The organism is Veillonella sp. VA142 (assembly GCF_003992135.1).
In the GTDB taxonomy this organism is placed as follows: domain Bacteria; phylum Bacillota; class Negativicutes; order Veillonellales; family Veillonellaceae; genus F0422.
On record NZ_RQVN01000005.1, the window covers coordinates 1 to 21,560 of the forward strand.

Annotated in this window: 23 protein-coding genes and 1 other RNA gene; 23 read left to right on the forward strand and 1 reads right to left on the reverse strand. The window is 38.9% G+C overall.

Annotated features, from left to right (window positions below):
- The 6 genes from EO117_RS09175 to EO117_RS03195 all read left to right on the forward strand — a co-directional run.
- A partial coding sequence (locus EO117_RS09175) for a hypothetical protein (RefSeq protein ID WP_164727479.1) occupies positions 1–227 on the forward strand: 227 nt, incomplete at its 5' end.
- Between the two features lie 30 nt (positions 228–257).
- Positions 258–824 carry a hypothetical protein gene (locus EO117_RS03175; protein WP_240632569.1) on the forward strand — a complete coding sequence of 189 codons (567 nt, stop codon included), beginning with the start codon at positions 258–260 and terminating at the stop codon, positions 822–824.
- Between the two features lie 37 nt (positions 825–861).
- A complete protein-coding gene (locus EO117_RS03180) occupies positions 862–1,191 on the forward strand; it encodes a hypothetical protein (protein WP_126939065.1) in 330 nt (109 codons plus the stop codon).
- Positions 1,188–1,817, forward strand: coding sequence for a GH25 family lysozyme (locus EO117_RS03185; protein WP_126939066.1), 630 nt, complete (start codon positions 1,188–1,190; stop codon positions 1,815–1,817). The genes EO117_RS03180 and EO117_RS03185 overlap by 4 nt, the downstream gene beginning before the upstream one ends.
- 6 nt (positions 1,818–1,823) lie before the next feature.
- On the forward strand, positions 1,824–2,288 hold the full coding sequence (locus EO117_RS03190) for a hypothetical protein (RefSeq protein WP_126939067.1): 465 nt from the start codon (positions 1,824–1,826) through the stop codon (positions 2,286–2,288).
- A gap of 369 nt (positions 2,289–2,657) precedes the next feature.
- Positions 2,658–2,855, forward strand: coding sequence for a helix-turn-helix domain-containing protein (locus EO117_RS03195; protein WP_126939068.1), 198 nt, complete (start codon positions 2,658–2,660; stop codon positions 2,853–2,855).
- A 417-nt stretch (positions 2,856–3,272) separates the two neighbouring features.
- Here EO117_RS03195 and ssrA read toward each other — a convergent pair.
- Positions 3,273–3,614: a transfer-messenger RNA gene (gene ssrA, locus EO117_RS03200) on the reverse strand.
- A 126-nt stretch (positions 3,615–3,740) separates the two neighbouring features.
- Between ssrA and sigH the strand changes: the two genes are divergently transcribed.
- From sigH to mnmA, 17 genes are all read left to right on the forward strand, one after another.
- Positions 3,741–4,385: an RNA polymerase sporulation sigma factor SigH gene (gene sigH, locus EO117_RS03205; RefSeq protein WP_126939069.1), complete on the forward strand. Its 645-nt coding sequence runs from the start codon at positions 3,741–3,743 to the stop codon at positions 4,383–4,385.
- A gap of 19 nt (positions 4,386–4,404) precedes the next feature.
- Positions 4,405–4,641 carry a preprotein translocase subunit SecG gene (gene secG / locus EO117_RS03210; protein WP_126939070.1) on the forward strand — a complete coding sequence of 79 codons (237 nt, stop codon included), beginning with the start codon at positions 4,405–4,407 and terminating at the stop codon, positions 4,639–4,641.
- A gap of 55 nt (positions 4,642–4,696) precedes the next feature.
- Entirely contained in the window at positions 4,697–7,069 is a 2,373-nt protein-coding gene (gene rnr / locus EO117_RS03215) for a ribonuclease R (RefSeq protein WP_126939071.1), read from the forward strand.
- Positions 7,069–7,533 carry an SsrA-binding protein SmpB gene (gene smpB / locus EO117_RS03220; protein ID WP_126939072.1) on the forward strand — a complete coding sequence of 155 codons (465 nt, stop codon included), beginning with the start codon at positions 7,069–7,071 and terminating at the stop codon, positions 7,531–7,533. Before rnr ends, smpB begins: the two co-directional genes overlap by 1 nt.
- 13 nt (positions 7,534–7,546) lie before the next feature.
- Positions 7,547–8,374 carry a PHP domain-containing protein gene (locus EO117_RS03225; RefSeq protein ID WP_126939073.1) on the forward strand — a complete coding sequence of 276 codons (828 nt, stop codon included), beginning with the start codon at positions 7,547–7,549 and terminating at the stop codon, positions 8,372–8,374.
- Positions 8,375–8,383: 9 nt separating this feature from the next.
- Positions 8,384–9,241, forward strand: a complete 858-nt coding sequence (locus tag EO117_RS03230) for a hypothetical protein (protein ID WP_126939074.1) — start codon at positions 8,384–8,386, stop codon at positions 9,239–9,241.
- 1 nt (position 9,242) lies between these two features.
- On the forward strand, positions 9,243–10,553 hold the full coding sequence (gene miaB / locus EO117_RS03235; protein WP_126939075.1) for a tRNA (N6-isopentenyl adenosine(37)-C2)-methylthiotransferase MiaB: 1,311 nt from the start codon (positions 9,243–9,245) through the stop codon (positions 10,551–10,553).
- A gap of 15 nt (positions 10,554–10,568) precedes the next feature.
- Complete coding sequence (gene mutS, locus EO117_RS03240) at positions 10,569–13,169, forward strand: DNA mismatch repair protein MutS (protein WP_126939076.1); 2,601 nt, start codon at positions 10,569–10,571, stop codon at positions 13,167–13,169.
- Complete coding sequence (gene mutL / locus EO117_RS03245; protein WP_126939077.1) at positions 13,169–15,196, forward strand: DNA mismatch repair endonuclease MutL; 2,028 nt, start codon at positions 13,169–13,171, stop codon at positions 15,194–15,196. The genes mutS and mutL overlap by 1 nt, the downstream gene beginning before the upstream one ends.
- A gap of 1 nt (position 15,197) precedes the next feature.
- Entirely contained in the window at positions 15,198–15,977 is a 780-nt protein-coding gene (locus EO117_RS03250; protein ID WP_126939078.1) for a class I SAM-dependent methyltransferase, read from the forward strand.
- Position 15,978: 1 nt separating this feature from the next.
- Positions 15,979–16,911 carry a tRNA (adenosine(37)-N6)-dimethylallyltransferase MiaA gene (gene miaA, locus EO117_RS03255; RefSeq protein WP_126939079.1) on the forward strand — a complete coding sequence of 311 codons (933 nt, stop codon included), beginning with the start codon at positions 15,979–15,981 and terminating at the stop codon, positions 16,909–16,911.
- Positions 16,912–17,048: 137 nt separating this feature from the next.
- Entirely contained in the window at positions 17,049–18,290 is a 1,242-nt protein-coding gene (locus EO117_RS03260) for a methionine gamma-lyase family protein (RefSeq protein ID WP_126939080.1), read from the forward strand.
- Positions 18,291–18,488: 198 nt separating this feature from the next.
- Positions 18,489–18,764: a hypothetical protein gene (locus tag EO117_RS03265; protein WP_126939081.1), complete on the forward strand. Its 276-nt coding sequence runs from the start codon at positions 18,489–18,491 to the stop codon at positions 18,762–18,764.
- A 214-nt stretch (positions 18,765–18,978) separates the two neighbouring features.
- Positions 18,979–19,173, forward strand: coding sequence for a hypothetical protein (locus EO117_RS03270; protein ID WP_126939082.1), 195 nt, complete (start codon positions 18,979–18,981; stop codon positions 19,171–19,173).
- Positions 19,174–19,426: 253 nt separating this feature from the next.
- The gene (locus EO117_RS09180; RefSeq protein ID WP_156439345.1) at positions 19,427–19,573 is read left to right on the forward strand and encodes a hypothetical protein; all 147 of its coding nucleotides are present in this window, start codon (positions 19,427–19,429) and stop codon (positions 19,571–19,573) included.
- Positions 19,566–19,769 carry a hypothetical protein gene (locus EO117_RS03275; RefSeq protein WP_126939083.1) on the forward strand — a complete coding sequence of 68 codons (204 nt, stop codon included), beginning with the start codon at positions 19,566–19,568 and terminating at the stop codon, positions 19,767–19,769. The genes EO117_RS09180 and EO117_RS03275 overlap by 8 nt, the downstream gene beginning before the upstream one ends.
- Positions 19,770–20,489: 720 nt before the next feature.
- A complete protein-coding gene (gene mnmA / locus EO117_RS03280; RefSeq protein ID WP_126939084.1) occupies positions 20,490–21,551 on the forward strand; it encodes a tRNA 2-thiouridine(34) synthase MnmA in 1,062 nt (353 codons plus the stop codon).
- Positions 21,552–21,560: the final 9 nt, after the last annotated feature.

Sequence of the window (21,560 nt, forward strand, 5' to 3'; positions counted from 1 at the left end):
ACAATCCGAAATACATCTCGGTGTATTCAAAGACGGAAACAGGTCGTTTCTTATATGTGAATGGTCGAGTTGGGATTATCTCGAACAACAAGCTAGGTGGAAAGGTGAATGCAAATTCGGTGATTTCTAAATTTAGTTCGGAAGAGAGTCTTTATAAAAGATATACAGGCATTACACGTGACAGCTTAGAAGATTGGCTCAAGGCAAATCCTATAGACGCTTTATAGAATGACAATAGCCCCTTAACTGGGAGCGTAATGAAAGGGAAAACGATGAACCTAATCAATGAGATATTGTTGACACTGATTAATGGGGTATCTCATGAACATGTCGTAGATATGGGCGTAATTATTATCCTAACTACGGCATTGCTATTTGTAGATACCACGCAACGAGTGGCAACAGAAGTATTGAGATATAACAAGGATAACGACCGCCCCAATACGGCATTAAATCTTATCACTACGTTAGTTTGGTATGGCTGGGGTCGTGGGAAATATCTAAATAAGGAAACGAATAAAAGCAAGCGATATTTGATGAGTGAACGATTACGCGGTGATTTGCTCATTAAATTATGTGTACAGTACCCTGCATGGATGGTTCTATCTGTCATATTTGTATCTTTGCCTGATATTCCAATTCCTGCTACTGAATTATACCTTGACAACCTATTTGCATTCGTATTTATGATGATACCTTTCTTCTCGGAATGTTGGTCAATCATAGAGAATTTGCGTGAATTGGTTGAGGATGATTTAATCGACTTTAATAAGGTGTATTCAAGGCTATTGGAGGTTATCCGTGCATGGCGGGGTAATGCCTAACATATAATAATGGACAACATGTAATAATGGAGAAATTATGAACAAACAAGAATTAATTAACAAGGCAAAATCTGTGTTACAGAATATTAGACTTGCCAACATCCACCCTACTGGAGTGTTGGCTACACGGTTACTAATATTAGTCATGCTCGTGCCAATAATGCTAGTAGTCGTTGAATACGTGCTAGCATTCGCTATTGGCCGTGTATCAGACGATACAGGCAAATTAATTACAGTCGGGATTAACATTATAGACCATATATTTATCCCTAGCGTACTAACCGCCCTTGTAGGGTTCTTAGCCCTATGGGTGGATAGAGATGGTGACGGAGTCCCTGATCAGTTGGAAAAGGAGGATAAACGATGAAAAAAGGGTTTGATATCTCAGCGTGGCAAGAGAGCGAAAACGGAGTACCTTATTATGATGAGTACCGTATGCAACAAGCTAAAGATGAAGGCAATGAATTTGTAATTATTAAATTGGGCGAAAATTATACCATTGATGAGTTCTTTGAGCAGCATATCACAGCAGCATTAAATTCAGGTCTTGACGTAGGGGTATATTATTTCAGCCATGCATACGAGGAGGCAATCGCAGTACAAGAAGCAGAATGGGTGATTAACACGCTCAATAATTATGGATATACTGACTATCATTTACAAGCGGGCATTTGGTATGATTACGAAGAGCATAGACAACTCCGTAATCTGATTAATGCTGGAGCATTGACAAGCCAAGAAATGACGAATTGTATTAGCCGATTTGTAAATACATTATGGGGAGCAGGGTTTCAAAATGTAGGTGTATATAGTGGATATTCCCTATTGTGGGATGAAACATACGCATACAGTCAAATGCCGAGCGTCCCTGTATGGTGTGCACAATATGATTCGCAATGCGATTATCCCAATATCAGGATATGGCAATATAGCGATTGTGGGGTGGTAGCTGGTAAAGCAGTTGATGTCAATTATATGTATGACGGGGAGTAGCCATGTATGAGAAGTTTAAAAATTACATTAATCGCTATGATTGGGCTTTTTACCTTATCCTTGCAGGTATTGCCTGTGCAATCTGCTGGGTTATCTACGGTGGAGGCAACGACTCCGACTATCAACGTGCCACTGACCACTTGGAACGAGTTAAAAGCGAACAACGAGAAAGCCTTGAACTTAATCAGACAGTCACGGATTCCGTTGAGCGAAGTGCAAGCCTTAACCGTGAAGCAAGCGAACGAATTACAAGAATTGAAGTCTATCAACAACAAGCAAGCGAGCGAATTGATGAAAGCACAAAACGACTTGATGAAGCAGAACGCCTACTTGAACGAAATGAACAACTCATTAAATGAGTTGAGCAAGGACATCAAGAAGAACAAAGCAACGGAACAACGGCTACACCGCCAACGAAACACATGGGCATTGATTAGTGGATTATTGTTGGTCGGGATTGCTATAAAATAAAATTTCATATACTAAGAAAGCCTATCAACCATTGATAACTTGGGATTGATAGGCTTTTTTTATTAATAAAACACTTGCAAATAACACGAAAACGTGTTATAATATAGACATAAGGAAGGAGGTGAAACCGTTGAAACGGTATAGGAAGAAAATAAAAAAGTGGCTACCAATTATAACAGCGTTTATCCAACTAGCGATTGCGGTAATAGAACTGTTAAATAGGTAACCACAGGGGCTCGAAAGAGCCCCACATCTTCCATACTATTATATCAATGGAACGCATATGATTTCAAGGTTGACTTTAATAATTAGTGTAATAGCATTTGTATTGTCTGTTTACACGTTGTTAATCGTATTAGGAGTGCTGCAATGAAACTAGAAGATGTAATGACTACACAAGAAGCTGGAGAACGTTGGGGGATTCCTGCGGACTCTATCAAACAATGTTGTTTAAAGCGGTATGCTAACAAGCAGTTTACTGATGAGGAATGTCGCAAGTCCGGTAAATCATGGTTAGTCACAGTAGCCGGCATGTCACGACTATATGGAGAGGAAAAGCATAAATAGTGTAAAAGCCTACCGCCTATAATAGGTTGGTAGGCTTGTTTATGTAAAATAGATTTTTATTAATATTATGTAGTGCACAGAATGGACACTACCATTGAATCTCGGAAGACGCATAGTTATCACATTTATAAGACCTCTTGCCCATTTTTTTGACAAAATTTGCCCATTTTTAAATAAAAACAATATACAAATCAATTTATTCTCACTAGAAATGGCTTAATAAAGCTGTATTCTTACATCAAACCCCGTCACGCACTTTGTGAATTTTGAATGGGCAAAAAATGGGCAAAATTACCTAAACTATACGAACACTTACGAACATTAAAAATAGTATAGAACACTAAAAAACCGCTTATTCATCGTATTCGTGAACACTTACGAACACTTATGAATAAGCGGTTATCTTATTTGGTATTGTGGTGGAGACGAGGGGAGTCGAACCCCTGTCCAAACATGTTGCCCCCTAGACCTCTCCGAGCGCAGTTGATGTTTTAAATTTCGGATAGTGTTTGGACACCAACAACCTAAGCTATCCTAGCTCATGAGATTTAACTAGATCTAATTGAGCGGATAGAAATAGCTAGCCCGTAGTTTGACGCCACATCCTTCTCCACGGGCGAGAGAAGGTGTGACGTAGCTTATGCAGCTAATGCAAAATTTTCTTCTGCGTTTAATTTAAGGTTCACTGATTTATGGTCGAGTGAGACACCAGCTCGCTTTCTAAGATACACCCATACCTGTCGAAACCTTTACGTCCCCATATGCTATTGTCTTATAATTATATAGACATATAATGTGAAAGTCAAATGTAAATATGTACTTTTTTACAGAGATAGTGTATACTATTAAATATCATTCCTAGTACAGAGTCACAGGAGGAATCCTATGTCATATGAAACAGAAACAGTAGCTGAGTTTGAACGTTTTTCCTCATTAACAGATGAAGAAATTGTTACTATCTATCAACGTGAAAACAATCATTATGCTACTGATTATATTGTACAACGATATAAAAATTTTGTTCGATCTAAAGCTAGGTCCTATTTTTTAATGGGTGCTGATAAAGAAGATATTATACAAGAAGGTATGATTGGTTTATATAAAGCAACGCGCGATTTTAATCAAGATCATGAGGTTAGCTTTAAAGCATTTGCTGAGTTATGTATTACACGTCAAATCATTTCTGCCATTAAAGGGGCGAGCCGTCAAAAACACATCCCTTTGAACTCGTATATCTCTTTAAATAAGCCAGCCTATGATGACTCAGAACGAACGCTCATTGAAGTGTTAGAGACAGAAAAAAATCTAGATCCTCAAGAAGTAGTCATCAATAGAGAGCAATATGCTCTGATTAAGGAAGTAATGGAGGCTGTTCTTAGTCCTCTAGAGTGGGATGTATTGCGTGGATATATGGATGCCAAGTCATATCAAGAAATGGCAGAAGAATATCATCGTTCTGTAAAATCCATCGATAATGCATTGCAACGAGTAAAGAAAAAAATGGAAGTGTACTTCGGTCATAACCGTTAATACAGAAAGGAAGAGATTCATGAGAGATTTTCTAATGGTTGTTGAAATTATTATTTCTATTCTTTTAATTGTGGTAGTAGTAGCACAAACTGGTAAAAGCGCAGGTATGGGCGGTGCTGTTTCCGGCGCAGCAGATTCCGTGTTCGGTGGTAAAGAGCGTGGCGTAGATGGATTCCTATCACGCTGTACGGTGATTCTGGCTACTTTATTCGTATTAGTTAGTTTAGCTTTAGATTTAGTGTTAAGTTCTTATTAATACATAAAAAACCCTACCCTATGGTAGGTTTTTTTTATAGAAATACTGAGGTACTATGAGAGAAGAAATATTAGGATTTTTTAGAGATATATGGCCTGAATCCTATCATATAGAAGATGTTCCTTTCATCTTGGGTTATAAAGGCGAAGAGATTCAGGCGTATTTTTCAGTATTACATGAATTAGAAGAAGAAGGATGCATCCGTATCAAAGACGGTGAATATGGTTCCTATCAAAAAACACAAGATACGAAATTGATTGGTATCTATAAAGCGAGCAAAAAAGGCTTTGGATTTGTAATACCTGCCGAGGGGAACCTGCCAGATGTATTCATTCCCAATGGTTGTGCAGGGACAGCTATGCATGATGATGAAGTAGAATATATTATCAAGCGAAAAGGTACGAGTGAACGAAATGCAGAAGGTATTATCCGCCGTGTTGTGACTCGAAATACAACTCGTGTAGTAGGTATATTTGAACGACTTCCGAAAAGTGGCTTTGTAACACCCCATAATGAACGATTAGGGGAGGATATTTATATTCCTCTAGAGGCTACAATGGAAGCACGAAGTGGCGCCACTGTAGTGGTAGAATTGACGGCTTGGCCAGAAGAACATCGTAAAGCAGAAGGAAGAATTGTAGAAATCGTAGGGGATAGTTCTACCCCAGATTTAGATATCTTGTCAGTGATGGCTACCTTTGATTTGCCAAAAGAGTTTCCAAAAGATGTGCAAGAAGAAGCGCGGAAGATTTCTTTCACAGTTACTGATGAAGCATATCGTTTAGATTTAAGACATCAACAAATGATTACTATAGATGGGGAAGATGCAAAGGATTTAGATGATGCTGTACATGCGAAAGTATTGGATAATGGCAACATTGAGTTAGGGGTTCATATTGCAGATGTCAGCCACTACGTACCAGCTGGCTCCATCATTGACCAAGAGGCATATCGCCGTGGTACTAGTGTTTATTTGGTAGACCGCGTCATCCCTATGTTACCAGTGGAGTTATCAAACGGTATTTGTTCTTTGCAAGCAAAGGAAGATCGCTACGCTATGTCTTGTGTAATGGAAGTAACTCCTCAAGGTAAAGTATTGCACTATACCATAAAGCCATCTATTATCCACATCACTCGTCGTTGTAGCTATAAAGAAATTTATTTAGCCTTAGAAGAGAACATCATTCCTGATGATTTGTCACCTCTCATGGGTATGGTACGAACGTTGGAAACCTTGGCATACCAATTGATGAAGATGCGTCAACAAGCAGGGGCCATAAGTTTTGAGTTCCCAGAGTATAAAGTTCTTTTAGATGCTACGGGCATACCACAACGAATAGTGCGAAAAGATAGAACCATTGCAGAAAAATTAATTGAACAATGTATGTTATTAGCTAACGAAACAGTAGCGACCTTTCTCAGTGAACGATTAGACACATCTATCTATCGTATTCATGAAGAACCAAAGGATACTAAATTAGAACAGCTCATTACGGTCCTACATCATTCTGGATATCCTGTGAAACTGCCAAGCAAGGTTGAGCCTAAGCATATTGAAGAGTTATTACAATCTATCATCGGTACAGAGATTGAACCAGTGGTACAGATTATGGTGCTTCGTTCTATGCAACAAGCAAAGTATAGCTCGGAACATATTGGACACTTTGGGCTGGCATCTAATACATATACCCATTTTACATCGCCCATCCGTCGCTACCCCGATTTGATGGTGCATAGATTGTTACGCTATGTGTTAGGAGGTAAGCCCAAACGACTCGCACCGATTGCAGACGAGGCCTATTTGACGCATAGTGCCAGCCATTGTTCAGAGCGTGAGCAAATTGCCACAGAAGCAGAACGTGAAACCTTGGATATGAAAAAGGTTCAGTATATGGCACAATATGTAGGTGAAAGTTTCGAGGGTCATGTGATCTCCATTACCGCTTTTGGTTTATTTATTGAACTAGATAATGGGGTGGATGGATTAGTTCCATATAACTTGATGGATGATGATCATTATGTCTTTGATGAACCTCATTATATGGCCTATGGTAGACGGACTGGCAAGGAATATCGATTAGGAACACCTGTGACAGTAACATTAATCAAAGCCGATACAGAGCTTCGACAAATAGATTTTGTTATTGGAGAAGTAAAATATATCGATGGATACCTACGGCGAGGACAAAGTCGTGAAGAGTCACTTTCAAAACCTAAAAAAGGAAGTAAAAAAAACTATAAGAAGCACAAAGAAGAGAAACGAAAACGTCGTGATAGCCAATCTCATGATATAATAGAAACGACAGAAACAACAAAAGCGGTAGAGCAAATGCTACGCAAGCTGGATACAAAAAAGAAAACAGCCTTTTATGAAACGATACATAAAAAGAGTCATCGTAAACAAGGAAAGAAACAGAGGAAACGGTAATGGCGAAAGATAACAATGCATTAATTGTAGATAATCGCAAAGCTCGGCACGACTTTCACATTCATGAAACTTATGAGGCAGGGATTGCCCTTACAGGAACGGAAGTGAAGTCGATTCGAGCTGGGCGCATCAATTTAAAAGATAGTTTCTGTCGCATTGAAAATGGGGAACTTTTCTTATACCAAGTACATATCAGCAAGTATGAACAGGGCAATCAGTTCAATCACGAACCGGAACGAACTCGTAAATTGCTCATGCATAAACGAGAGATTCATAAATTGTTAGGACAAGTGAAGGAGAAAGGGTATTCCCTGATTCCTTTGAACTTTCACTATAGTCATGGGTATGTAAAAGTTACCATTGGTCTTGTGACAGGTAAGAAAAACTACGATAAACGACAAGATATGGCGGAGCGAGATGCGAAACGAGATATTCAACGTCGTATGAAAGAACAAAATCGGTAGGAAAGGAGGGTCTATGTTAGTCGATTTCCACATGCATACGAACGTATCAGACGGTACGTATATGCCAAGAGATTTGGTGGCATTAGCAAAAGAGAAACATATACAAGCGATGTCTATTACGGATCATGATGAAGTGGGTGCTTACGCTCAATTAACAGATGAGGATAGAACAGGGATTCAAATCTATCATGGTTGTGAATTTAGCACGTATTACCATGAAAAAGAAGTGCACGTATTGGGATATCAATTTTCCTTAGACCATCTGGAACTACAGGACTATATTTCTCACTTTAAAGAAGTGCGACGTTCTAGAATCCATAAAATGGTAGATAAATGTGCGGAATCTGGTTATGACATTTCCTATGAAGAATTAGTGAATACTTTTACGGATGCCGTATCCTTTGGTAGGCCTCACATTGCACAACTTTTAATCAAACATGGATATGTCAAAACAGTGGGGGAAGCCTTTGATACCATGTTAAACCCCAATGGTCCTTGCTTTGTGCCGAAGGAAAAGTATGCGCCACAACAAGCTATTGATTTGATTCATGGTGCCGGTGGTATTGCTGTGTTAGCACATCCTAAATTAGTAGAAAATGATACCTATGTACATGAGTTATTGGAATTGCCTTTTGATGGAGTGGAGGTTTATCATTCTAGTCATTCTGCTGAGGATAGTGCTAAATACCATCAATTTGCTACTGATAGGGGATTGTTAATCTCTGGTGGATCGGACTTTCACGGCATACAAGATCGGTTTCCTGAAAGTATTGGTTTAGGTGAATATGAAATACAAAGTGAATGGGTAGCAGATTTTATGAAAGCCTTACAAGGCACATAGAGGTGTAGTATGGATGTAATCGCATTTATTGGCCCTAGCGGAACAGGTAAAAGTCATAGAGCATTGGTAGTGGCTCATGAACACCATGCATCTTGTATTATTGATGACGGTATTTTAATTTATAATAATCGTATTGTTGGTGGATTTTCTGCAAAAAAAGAAGAAAATCGCATCAAAGCTGTTCGCCGTGCTATTTTTCAAGATAAAAAACAAGTGGAAAGCGTGCGAAAGGCACTGGATGAAATTCAACCAGAGCGCCTTATGATTTTGGGTACATCGGAAAATATGATTGGAAAAATCACGAAAGCTTTAGGGATTCCTGGGCCGTCCTATTATATTCATATTGAAGATGTAGCTAGTCCGAAGGATATTGAAAAAGCACAACATGCTAGATTAAAAGAGGGAAAACATATTATTCCCGTACCATCCGTGGAGTTAAAGCCTCACTTTAAAGGCTTTTTAATCGACCCTATTAAGTCGTTCTGGCGCAGAACTAGATTGTCTTCGAAACAAGATGAAGGTTGGGAAAAATCTGTGATTCGCCCAGCTTTCAGCTATTATGGCAAACTGGTCTTTGAAGATGCAGTGATTCAAGCACTCATCAAAAATAGCATTGAAAAATCCCCAGGTGTGACAGATGTGCGCAGTATGGATATCAAAAAGAGCAAGGAAGTCACCAATGGGTTAATCTTACAAATTGATGTTACCGTTATGCTCGGATTTGTGGTTAAGGAAATTATGGATACCTTGCAAAAGACGATACGTCAAGAAATAGAATATATTACAGGCATGTCCATAGAGCGGCTTGCCATTAAGGTGGGTGGCACCATTGAGCCATCAAAAGTAAAATACAAGCATAAGGAGTAATATGAAGTCATACTATATTTATACATACGGTTGTCAAATGAATGAAAGTGATTCTGAACGATTAGCTCATCAATTAGAGTCGGTCGGTTATATCGCTACAGAAGAAGTAAATGAGGCAGATCTTATCATTTTAAATACTTGTTGCGTTCGTGAAACGGCGGAAAATAAAATTTATGGTCGTATTGGTGAGTTAAAGCATTTGAAAGAAAAGAATAAAAACTTAATCATTGCTATAACGGGCTGTATGGCACAGAAGAACCAAGCAGATATGTTCAAACGAGCACCTCACATTGATATTGTATTGGGTACGCATAATATCCAACATATCAATGAAATGGTCAAAGAAGTGCAACGTACCAAAAAGCGCCAAGTCAACGTAGAGATGGACAATACGGTATTGCCGGAATTGGCTGCGAAGCCAAATGGGACCTTCTTTGCGTGGGTGCCGATTATGAACGGCTGTAATAAATTTTGTACCTACTGTATCGTACCTCATGTGCGGGGCCGTGAAATTAGTCGCCCTGTAGAGGCCATCGTGAAAGAAGTGCGTGAACTGGGAGAAAAAGGATTTAAAGAAATTACCTTATTAGGACAAAACGTAAACTCTTATGGTTTGGATTTTAAAGATGGCACAGACTTTGGTACCTTAGTAGATGCCTTAGATGGCATTCCAGGTATCGAGCGTATTCGCTATATGACAAGCCATCCCCAAGATATGACGAAAGCCATGGTGGATGCCTTAGGTCGTTCTTCTAATATTGTGACGCAGTTACATCTACCAGTACAGTCTGGATCTGACAATATTTTACAACGCATGAATCGTCATTATTCTGTAGAACAATATAAAGATTTATTACAATATTGCCGTGAAAAAATCGATGGCGTTACGATCACTACAGATATTATTGTTGGATTCCCTGGGGAAACAGAGGAAGATTTCCAACAAACATTGCAATTATTGAAAGATGTCCGTTATGATATGGCATTTACTTTCATTTATTCTAAACGTTCTGGTACACCAGCGGCAGAATTTGAAGAGCAAGTACCAGAGGAAGTGAAACGTGTTCGCTTACAAGCTTTAATGGACGTACAAAATGAGATTTCTCTTGAATTGAATCAAGCTATGGAAGGCAAAGTGTACGATATTATCGTAGAAGGACCGAGTCGTACTGATGAAAATATGTGGTTTGGTCGTACGTCAGGTAATAAAATGGTCCTATTCCCAAAACAAGATGGTTTAAATGTTGGGGATATTGTTGATGTACGAATCGATAAAGGACAAACGTGGGTATTATACGGCACTGTACTATAGAAAGGAGTTAGCAGAATGGGCAAGAAACAAACGCCTATGATGGAGCAGTATTTTAGTATTAAAGCTCGCTATGAAAAGGAACTATTATTTTTTCGATTAGGTGACTTTTACGAGCTTTTTTACGACGATGCTATCACCGCATCACGTGAATTGAATATTACCTTGACAGGTCGCAATGCGGGTGAAGAAGATAAAGCTCCTATGTGTGGCGTTCCTTTCCATTCTGCAGAATCCTATATTGAAAGACTCATCAGTAAAGGGTACAAGGTAGCCATCTGTGAACAAGTGGAAGATCCTAAAGAGGCAAAGGGTATCGTAAAACGTGATGTCATTCGTGTTATTACACCGGGTACTGTACTCAGTGAAAATGGTACAAAAGATGGAGAAAATAACTTCTTAGCTTTGATCTATGAAACAGAGGGACAGCGCATTGTATTATTCGCAGACATCACTACTGGAGAAGTGATTTGGGAACGGATGGATACGTCTAGTGAAAGTTCTTTATTTGATGCTTTCACTATGTATCAACCAAAAGAGCTTATCCTAGCTGGTAGTAGTGAATTACCTACTAGTATACAAGATTTTCTGGCACGTCAAATGGCAGGTATAGCCTTGTCTCCGTTCATGCCTACAGATAGTATTGACAGTATTCGTCTAAAAGGTCGTGAACATTTTTCAGATGCCGGCTTGCTAGAAGAAGATGTGTTAGAGGCTCTAGGCTACGTGATTCTCTATTTAGAAGACATCATTAAAACAGATACGTCTCACATTAATTATGTACATCAACTATCCGTGGGAGACCGCATGATATTGGACACATCATGTTTGCGCCATTTGGAGGTTACAAGAAATATTCGTGATGGGTCTAAAAAGGGGACTCTCCTAGATGTACTAGATAAAACATTAACCCCTATGGGGGCTCGTATGCTAAAACAGTGGATTGAACATCCTTTAATGGATATCCATCGTATCGTGCGCCGTCAAATGGGCATAGGTGAGTCTATCGATAACCCCACCATGCGTAGTCAACTACGTTCATTATTAACCTCTGTGTATGACTTTGAACGCATTTTAAGCCGTGTAGAAACGGGCAGTGTGTCTCCTAGAGATTTTGCATCCTTACGAGAATCGTTACGGGTGTTGCCGATGATTCAAGAGGTATTACAACAGTGTACCTCTAATATTTTACAAGACTGTCACAGCATGATTCATACCCATGATGACTTATGTGATCTTTTAACGCGTGCTATTGTAGATCAACCGTCCTTGGCTTTGAAAGATGGTCATGTCATCCGTGATGGCTATAATGTGGAACTAGATGAGTTACGTTCCTTAGCCACCAATAGCCAAGAGTGGTTACATCGGTTAGAAGAAGAGGCGAAACAAGCCACAGGGATTCGTCTTAAAACGGGATACAATAAAGTATTTGGGTACTATTTTGAAGTATCCCAAGGGCAAGTAGGTCTCGTACCAGATTATTTCATTCGTAAGCAAACCTTAACCAATGCGGAGCGCTATATTACACCAGAGCTAAAAGAGTTTGAAATAAAAATGCTCAACGCCAAAGAGCAGATCCAAAAATTGGAATATTCTTTGTACCAAGACTTACGTCTTAAGGCAAAAGAAAATATTAAAGAGATACAAGAAACAGCGCGTGGAATTGCCCAGTTAGACGTCATTTTAAGCCTAGGAGAAGTGGCTTTTTCTAACAAATATGTGTGTCCGACGATTGTCACGAATGGCTCTATTTCCATCAAAGATGGTCGCCATCCAGTGATTGAAACATTGTTGAAACAAGAATTATTCATTCCTAATGATGTGGTATTGAACCATTCCGAAGAAGAGTTCATTCTTATTACAGGTCCTAACATGGCAGGTAAATCTACTTATATGCGTCAGGTAGCTCTGCTTATGATTATGGCTCAAATTGGTTCTTTCATTCCAGCTAGAGAAGCGACTATCGCACCTGTGGACAGAATTTTTACACGGGTCGGTGCCAGTGATGATATTTCCACAGGTCAAAGTACATTTATGGTGGAAATGAAAGAAGTGTCTTATATCTTAGAGCATGCAACGTGCAACAGTTTAGTCATCCTCGACGAAATAGGTCGTGGTACGTCCACATTTGATGGCCTTAGCATTGCTCGTGCCGTGGTGGAACATATTTGTGAAACCATCCACTGTAAAAGCTTGTTCGCTACTCACTATCACGAATTAATTGAACTGGAAGACCAATATAGCAAACTGAAAAACTATACGGTAGCGGTTAAAGATAAAGGCAATGATGTACTATTTTTGCGCCGCATTGTAAAAGGTGGGGCAGATCGCAGTTATGGTATTCATGTAGCAAAATTAGCAGGATTACCAAAAGCTGTACTAGATAGAGCGAATACTATATTAGCTCATTTGGAAAATGGAACGGTAGTATCGGAACCAGTGCTTAAGAAAAAAGAAAAACCAAGCGTTACAGGTCCTCTATTGGGGAGCGGTGATTTATTCGCACAACCTGTACTCGATCAATTGTTGAAGCTTGATATTATGAGTATGACGCCCATAGAGGCAATCAGTGAATTATATCGTTTACAAGAAGAGGCGAAACAAGGAGGTGGCAAATAATGCCAACCATTCATGTCCTAGATGAAACGACTATCAATCAGATAGCAGCCGGCGAAGTGGTAGAGCGCCCTGCCTCTGTGATCAAAGAGTTAGTAGAAAATGCTATCGATGCAGGAGCTACTTCTATTGAAGTAGAAATTGTAGAAGGTGGCATCGAATACATGCGCATTACCGATAATGGGTGTGGTATGTCCGAAGTAGATGCAAGGCTAGCCGTATTGCGCCATGCCACTAGTAAGATTCGCAGTGCCGACGATTTATACGACATTGCCTCATTAGGTTTCCGTGGTGAAGCCATTGCCAGTATTGCTTCTGTATCTAAATTTACCTTGCGGACTCGACAAGAATCGGATAATATGGGCACACGGATTTATATCGAAGGTGGTCATATGATAGACTGCGACCCATGTGGTACATCGGTGGGTACCTCCATTGAGGTGAAAGATTTATTCTATAACACCCCTGCTCGTAAAAAGTTTTTAAAGTCTATACGAACAGAGGCGAACAAAATCCAAGATATGATTGGCAAATTATCTCTTAGCCATAACCATATAGCTTTCAAATGTATCGTGGATACTCGTGTGACCATCATGACACCAGGAAATGGAAATATGGTGGATACTATCGCTGCTTTATACGGATTTAAAGTCAGTGAAGATGTATTTCCCATTGCCTATGAGGCAGAAGGTATTTATGTGGAGGGCGTGGTCAGCAAGCCAACGGTACTAAAAAGTAGCCGTCAATGGCAAACGACCATTGTAAACCAACGTGTCATTTCCGATAAAGCTATCTACAAGGCTATCGATACGGCGTACCATGCCCTATTACCGAAAGGCGGCTATCCTTTAGTAGTATTACAAATTGTCGTGCCACCAGGAACGGTGGATATCAATGTACATCCACGAAAAAGTGAAGTGAAATTCTCTGACGATAAGCCGATTTTTAAGGCAGTGTATAGCAGTATTTTACAAGCCTTAGAACATCCGACTCATCACACGACTAGCCATCAAGAAGAAACCATTGCTACAGCTATCGACTACGATAAAGTATTCACTGGACGTTCGCAAGGATTTACGGTGATGCGTGAAAAAACAGAGGCTCTCGTGGATACGATTCGTCAAAAGGGATATACAGCGCCACAGCGCACTGTGTATGAACAAGGTAACTTTAACGAAACCCTAGATGTGAATGAAAACTTTGTGCCTAAAAGTTATACACAAGAGGATAAAGATCGGTTTAGAGCTATTCGTGAATCACGGCCTAATTTAGTACCAAGTTCTGTAGAGCCATATATGGACCCAATGAGGCAGGAATCCGTGTATAAGGACTCAAGTGTATCACCAGAACTAGTAAAAACAGCGGGTTCTTCTACAGAGGGACATGTTTTTACAGATGATTCACAGGATTACAATATCCAAGGACTTGTAAACAAGGTTGGTGAAGGTAGAACAATAGCTAATCATGGATTACTTCCTATGGGCCAAGTAGCCTCTTGCTATATTTTGGCAAAAAAAGGTGATGATTTATACATTATCGACCAACATGCAGCGCACGAGCGTGTGCGGTATGATAAACTATGCAAATCTTCCGAGTCCATTCCTATGCAGGAACTATTAATGCCTATGCACATGGATGTGAGCGAGGAAGAATTAACATTGGCGGAAGAGCAAAGGGATGCTTTATTAGATTTAGGATTCCAAGTAGACCAAGGAGGACCTACTTCTTTACGTATTGATGGTCATCCTGTGGATATCATTGAAAGCAAAGTTCCAGAGATTTTACAATACGTATTTTCCTACATGCATGATCATCAAAGCCCAAGTGCGGCGCAATTACGTCATGAAATGTTGGCCTATGCTTCCTGTCGTGGGGCCATTAAAGCGGGGCATAATCTAAACTTGGTACAAATTGATGCTTTACTACAAGACCTGTTCAGCACGGAAAAGCCCTATGTATGTCCCCATGGACGACCTACGATTATTAAATTTACACCAGATGAATTAGGAAAATTGTTTTTACGGAGTTAGTATGTATCTCATTAGCACAAGTTCAAAGACAAATGCATATCTCATTGAACAGGCTAAGGAGTTAAGTAAACTTCTACAAATGCCCTATGTGCCACGAAAGCATCAGTCCGTTGAAGAATTGCTAGATACAAATCACTGCAGTGGTGCCTTGGTAGTGACCAAGGAAGGTCCTTCTTTTGTGACAAAAGAGGGGATGCCCCATCTATTTCATCTGTCTATGGCACATTTGCGCTTGTTAGAAATCGAACGTGGACATACAGACCATCTGCTACAAGCTATCGGCTATGAAACGGTCATATCTGTTTTAGATTGTACTGCTGGCTTAGGTTCAGATAGTACTGTTATCAGCTATGGTTGTCCACAGTTAACACGTCATACAGCCATTGAAGGACATCCTATCTTGGGGTATATTACCAATTATGGATTTCGACACTTTCAACATAAGAATCCAAGCGTAACAGAGGCGTTGCGTCGTATTCAATTAGTCATTTGCAATTATCAGAATTATTTAAAACAGATAAAACCTAATCAGTATGATGTTATCTATATGGACCCTATGTTTGAAAATCCTGTCTATGAAAGTCCTCAGTTTCTGCAGTGGCGTGGTCATTTACTAGAATCTAAAATAAGTTCAAACATTGTAGAACTCAGCTTGGAGAAATCGAAACGTTTGGTCATTAAAGAGCGCAAAGGCAGTCGTCTATTCAAAGATATTCCACCTATAGAAATGGTGGGTGGTAAATATAGTTCCATTGCCTATGGCATCTATGAAAGGAGGTAAGATGAACCAGTTAATCACTATTTTGGGACCTACTGCAGTAGGGAAAACAGCCCTTACCCTGCGGATGGCGGAAACATTACAGTCCCCTGTATTATCTGGGGATGCATACCAAATTTATAAAGGGTTGACCATCGGCACTGCCAAACCTACCCTTGAAGAATTAAACAGAGTGCCTCATTATTTCATCGATACCCATGGGCCTAATGACTCGTACAATGTGGCAGAGTTCAATACACAAGCTAACACTGTTATAGAGGCCGTTAACAAGGACGGTAAGATTCCTATCTTATCTGGTGGTACTGGCCTGTATGTACAATCCTTGCTAGAAGGCTATGACTTTTTAGATGTACCTCGCAATGACAATTTGCGCCTTGCATTAGATAACATTTTTGATACCTCTGGATTAGAAGGTTTGCAAGCCTATGCCAATGAATTGGCTGAAAAAGAAGGCCTTACGTTACCATTTCAAGATAAACATCGCCTATACCGTGCGATTGAGTGCGTACTAGCTGGTGAGGGACATGCCTTATTAACGCCATCAAAAGAAGGATTAGTCTTCCATGGTCCCGTCATCGGCTTAGAACGGTCCAGAGAAGAACTATATGAACGGATCAACCTTCGAGTAGAGTATATGGTTCGAGATGGTTTATTCGAGGAAGTAGAACAGCTATTGGAATCTGGTGTGAAACCAAATTCACAGGCTTTCAAAGGCATTGGATATAAAGAGATTATCCCTTACTTTCACGGGGAATATTCAAAAGAACGGGCTATTGAATTAGTCCAACAACATACAAGGCAATTTGCAAAGCGACAAATTACTTGGTATAAACGGATGCCATATATTCAGTGGATTCACATTACACCAAATCGCAGTGAAGAAAGTATTTATGAGGAAGCTATGGAACTAGTTCAAACTAGTTTAAAGATAAAATAACTAGAGTAAACTAGCGATGAATGATCCCTATACTTCTATAATATAGTTTAAGATTTTTAAATATGACATAGATATGTATAGTTAACGTATGAGGAGTATATATCAAAACTAGTTTTCTATATGTAGAAAGGAATAGAATGACTGTAGAAGAAATCCGTCAACAGGCCCTTGAGTTAGCTGAAAAAGAGTTCAAAAAATTTAAGCCTGTGGCGTTATATAATACAAAAAAAGTACTGGAAGCATTTAAAGAGTGCCAGCTTTCAGATTATCATTTTAATGGTACCAGTGGCTATGGATATAATGATGTGGGTCGTGAGAAATTAGACGAAGTGTTCGCTCATGTGTTTAAAGGTGAGCGAGCTATCGTGCGTCCTCATTTCGTGTCTGGTACCCATGCATTAGCCACCACATTACAGGCTATCTTGGGGAATGGATCGAAAGGAAAAGAATTTGTTTATGCTGTAGGGCAACCATATGATACGATGCAATCTGTCATTGGTGCGTCACGTCATGTACCAGGCTCCTTAACAGAGCAAGGTTTCATCTATAAAGAAGTTCCATTGGCGAATAATACCTACGATTTAGAGGGCATTCGCCAAGCTGTTACAAAAGATACTCGCGTGGTGGTAATCCAACGTTCTAGAGGATATAGCACACGAGAACCTTTATCTGTGGAAGATATTGATATCATTGTGAAAGCTGTAAAAGAAGTAAACCCTGAGACCATTACCTTTGTGGATAATTGTTATGGTGAATTTACAGAAACTAGAGAGCCTTTAGAAGTAGGAGCAGATATTATGGCAGGCTCCCTCATTAAAAATGCTGGCGGCGGTATTGCTCCTACCGGTGGTTACGTGGTAGGTCGAGATGACCTAGTGGAACAAGTGGGGTATCAATTAACGGCTCCAGGCTTGGGTGACCATATGGGATCCTACGCGCCGGGATATCGCCTATTCTTCCAAGGATTATTCTTAGCACCTCATATAGTATTACAAGCCTTGAAAGGAGCTGTCTATACAGCTGCTGTGGGAACCTTGTTGGGATATGAAGTATTCCCAAAAGTCGATGCACCTCGCTTTGACTTAATCCAAGCCATCAACCTACACGGACCAGAAGAAATGGAATACTTCTGCCGTGGCATGCAAGCCTATAGCCCTGTAGATGCCCATGTACATCCAATCCCAGGAGATATGCCTGGCTACGAAGATAAAATTATCATGGCAGGCGGCACCTTCGTACAAGGATCTTCCATCGAACTCAGCGCAGACGGACCAGTTCGAACACCGTACACCATCTTTATGCAAGGCGGACTTGTATTTGAACACTCCATGCTAGGCATCTTGGGGGCTGCGGAAGAGATATTAAAACATAGAGGATAAATAATGAAACCACTTACTTAGGTAGGTGGTTCTTGTTACAAATAACGTATTTTCTATGGTGAGTTTAAATTAGACGAAAACCTCTTGCCCCAACATTTGATCTAACTTATAATTTGTATGAGTAGATAAATAATAGGAAAAATAAGACATATATCGTTGAGAAGACATTGATAACAATATTTGGTAAGGGGGGATTATATGTCGCAGACAAACGAAAGAAATGATGATTTATATGACTATTTAGATGATTGGGAAAACGAGCCAACACCGTTTTATACATTAGAAACAGTTCATTTGTATCATAAAGAGATTGAGGAATTTGAAAAATTGGTTGATTCAAATGAAGAGTTAAAAGAATGGACAGAAAATTTATTTAAAAGTTTGGGATTTTCTGATAAAAAGAAAAACAAGAAGAGGTCAAGAAAAGAGAAGAAGTCAAGAAAGGTTAAGAGACTTGTCGATACACAAATGTAGAGCTAATCAATCAATAAATAAAATATAATCTGTAATAGCACTCTAGGCAATAGCCTATGGGTGATTTTACAGTGAGAATATTAAAGGGAATAAACGGCATGTTGTAAAAATATTTGATACTTTATATAATAAATTATAAAAATACTCTGATATGGGAGCCTCAAAATTGTCAGAGCAGCCTTTATAAATTTACAAAATAAAGGAGTGTTAACATATGTCGAACAAATTGCAAAAAGAAAAGATAAAATATGATTATCTTGATGATTTTAAAAATAATCCAGAGCCAGTGATAACATGGGAGATAAAAGAAGCCTATTTTGTAAGTGCAGATGAATTTTGTAGAATGCTAGCAGAAGGTAAAGAATATCAAGAGTTACTTGATGCATTGTGTAAACAATTTGGATACTAACCACTTACTTAGGTAGGTGGTTTTTATGTATAAAGATATATTAATGTGAAAAAGGACACACATAAGACTTACCTATTCTAATTTAGTTATCAATATGCTAAGGAGAATTAAAATAGGTGATTATGCAGAGGATTAAAAATAATCTTTATCTATATAAACTTTTTTCGGTAAAGTGGTATAATAAAAGTAATCATAAAATGACATAGATTAACTATGAAAGGAATTTTAGAGTTGATAGGTATGAAAAATTATATTGAAAGTGTACGTAGTATTAGCGATTGCTGTATTTATTGCTAAAATTTACACAGGGTTAGATTGGAGTTCCTGGATTAATGGCTTTGTTGTTAGCTATGTAATTACAATCATAACTAAACTGTTAGGGGGAGATAAGGATGCCTAGAGGTGGAACGCGAGAAGGTGCAGGGCGTAAAGTTGGATGGCGTAAAGGATATAGCGAGACTAGACAAGGGCATCAAATCCGACTGCACGAAGATGAATGGAAAGTCGTTAAACCCTTTGCCAACTTAGTAAAACAAGATATTAATAAAGCGAGAGAAAAGTTAAAAGAATTAGAAGAGGAACTTGAAAAAGTCTAATTATTTATTGCTGCTTTAATAAATGACTGAATATACTAAGATCTGAAAAATTACAACATTACACAATTCTAGAATATAAAAAGGCTTATATAGAATGGTAAAACTACAAAAACAATACGAAACAGAGAATACCGTAACATATAATTATTACCCTAATAATGGAACAGATTATGGTACATTTTCAGTAGATAAAACGACTCTCAACTTTACGATTGAATGCTTAGATCCAATCTATCCGGAATTATTTTTTTTTAAAGCTTTACGCAAAGTAAAGGATATGATTCTAGAAAATAATTGTAAGATTGAAGAATGCATTATATGGTATTGATTAATTTAACTTGAAGTTTTATTGATAAGAATTATATCGGGTATTTTCTGCATAATTTATTAAAAAAGCTTTACCAATTACTAATAGTTTTGGTAGAATAGGTATAATAACTTCTCGAGGTAGAAAATTTGTGGCCTCTACACAACTAGAAATAGGATTGAGATGTGGGGTAAGCGACACCCACCGAGAGGTATGAAAACCACTTACTTCGGTAGGTGGTTTTTCTATTAATAACAGTAACCGATTTGACTTAGTATATCTTTAAAATATTGTCACAATCCCATAAAGTACGTTATAATATAGTGATATGTATAAGTATAATTTTTTGTTCAATTATACATCTTCAGACTTTCAATCTGTTTTGATGTATCAATTTGATGGTAGGAGATAATATGGACAAAGTATATGCAGTAGCTATGAGCGGTGGCGTAGATAGTTCTTTAACCGCTTCAATGTTATTAGAACAAGGGTATAAAGTATTTGGTATTACCTTGCGTTTGTGGGTAAGTGACACGGAGGAAGACGAAATTCCACAAGCTGTGGTAGATGCAAAGAAGATGTGCGATTTTCTTGGTATTGAACATCATGTGGTGGATGCGAAAGATATTTTCAAAGACAATGTGGTAGATTATTTCATCACGGAATATTCCAATGGTCGTACACCGAATCCATGCGTGTTCTGTAATCGCAATATTAAATTCGATTTGTTATTACAACGTGCCTTATCCTTAGGGGCTACACACATGGTGACAGGTCATTATGCGCAGGTTATGTACAATGAGGCAGCACAGCGGTATGAATTACATAAAGGTGACGATCCAACGAAGGATCAAAGTTATGTATTGTACACGTTAACCCAAGATATTTTAAAACATATAGTCTTTCCTTTAGGGAATCAACCAAAAACGAAAACTCGCGAAATGGCTCATGAAAAAGAATTGCCTGTTTGGGATAAACCAGATAGCTTAGATATCTGTTTCTTGCCGAATCACAATTACCAAGGGTTCATCGAAAAAACATCGAAATCGAAACCTAAATCAGGGCGCATTGTCCATGAAAATGGTGAAGTGTTAGGTACGCATAATGGATTATACAATTATACAATTGGACAACGTAAGGGCTTGGGCATTGCCTATGCATATCCTCTCTATGTTGTGAAATTAGATGGCGAAACGAATGAGGTTATCGTAGGTCCTAATGAAAGTTTATTCTCTCGCACGATGTTGTGTAAAAACTATAACTTCCTAGACGGAGTTGTGCCCACATCATTACAAGCAGAAGGTAAAATTCGGTATGCCGCGAAACCATCACCATGTACTGTTACTTTCACAGAGGACGGTACTATGAAAGTTGAATTTACGGAACCACAACGCGCCATTACACCGGGTCAATCCGTCGTATTCTACGAAGGAAGTCGAGTTCTTGGTGGTGGTGTAATAGATATTGTTTGTTAGAAAGGGAAG

Excerpts from the sequence above, each read along its gene's own strand:
- EO117_RS03230 (WP_126939074.1), top strand. The coding sequence starts at position 8,384 with ATGGATGTAATCGCATTTATTGGCCCTAGCGGAACAGGTAAAAGTCAT.
- EO117_RS03180 (WP_126939065.1), top strand. The coding sequence starts at position 862 with ATGAACAAACAAGAATTAATTAACAAGGCAAAATCTGTGTTACAGAAT.
- mnmA (WP_126939084.1), top strand. The coding sequence starts at position 20,490 with ATGGACAAAGTATATGCAGTAGCTATGAGCGGTGGCGTAGATAGTTCT.
- EO117_RS03225 (WP_126939073.1), top strand. The coding sequence starts at position 7,547 with ATGTTAGTCGATTTCCACATGCATACGAACGTATCAGACGGTACGTAT.
- EO117_RS03190 (WP_126939067.1), top strand. The coding sequence starts at position 1,824 with ATGAGAAGTTTAAAAATTACATTAATCGCTATGATTGGGCTTTTTACC.
- mutS (WP_126939076.1), top strand. The coding sequence starts at position 10,569 with ATGGGCAAGAAACAAACGCCTATGATGGAGCAGTATTTTAGTATTAAA.
- EO117_RS03265 (WP_126939081.1), top strand. The coding sequence starts at position 18,489 with ATGTCGCAGACAAACGAAAGAAATGATGATTTATATGACTATTTAGAT.
- miaA (WP_126939079.1), top strand. The coding sequence starts at position 15,979 with ATGAACCAGTTAATCACTATTTTGGGACCTACTGCAGTAGGGAAAACA.
- sigH (WP_126939069.1), top strand. The coding sequence starts at position 3,741 with ATGTCATATGAAACAGAAACAGTAGCTGAGTTTGAACGTTTTTCCTCA.
- rnr (WP_126939071.1), top strand. The coding sequence starts at position 4,697 with ATGAGAGAAGAAATATTAGGATTTTTTAGAGATATATGGCCTGAATCC.
- EO117_RS03250 (WP_126939078.1), top strand. The coding sequence starts at position 15,198 with ATGTATCTCATTAGCACAAGTTCAAAGACAAATGCATATCTCATTGAA.
- EO117_RS03270 (WP_126939082.1), top strand. The coding sequence starts at position 18,979 with ATGTCGAACAAATTGCAAAAAGAAAAGATAAAATATGATTATCTTGAT.
- EO117_RS03175 (WP_240632569.1), top strand. The coding sequence starts at position 258 with ATGAAAGGGAAAACGATGAACCTAATCAATGAGATATTGTTGACACTG.
- secG (WP_126939070.1), top strand. The coding sequence starts at position 4,405 with ATGAGAGATTTTCTAATGGTTGTTGAAATTATTATTTCTATTCTTTTA.
- mutL (WP_126939077.1), top strand. The coding sequence starts at position 13,169 with ATGCCAACCATTCATGTCCTAGATGAAACGACTATCAATCAGATAGCA.
- EO117_RS03185 (WP_126939066.1), top strand. The coding sequence starts at position 1,188 with ATGAAAAAAGGGTTTGATATCTCAGCGTGGCAAGAGAGCGAAAACGGA.
- EO117_RS03275 (WP_126939083.1), top strand. The coding sequence starts at position 19,566 with ATGCCTAGAGGTGGAACGCGAGAAGGTGCAGGGCGTAAAGTTGGATGG.
- EO117_RS03195 (WP_126939068.1), top strand. The coding sequence starts at position 2,658 with ATGAAACTAGAAGATGTAATGACTACACAAGAAGCTGGAGAACGTTGG.
- EO117_RS03260 (WP_126939080.1), top strand. The coding sequence starts at position 17,049 with ATGACTGTAGAAGAAATCCGTCAACAGGCCCTTGAGTTAGCTGAAAAA.
- smpB (WP_126939072.1), top strand. The coding sequence starts at position 7,069 with ATGGCGAAAGATAACAATGCATTAATTGTAGATAATCGCAAAGCTCGG.
- miaB (WP_126939075.1), top strand. The coding sequence starts at position 9,243 with ATGAAGTCATACTATATTTATACATACGGTTGTCAAATGAATGAAAGT.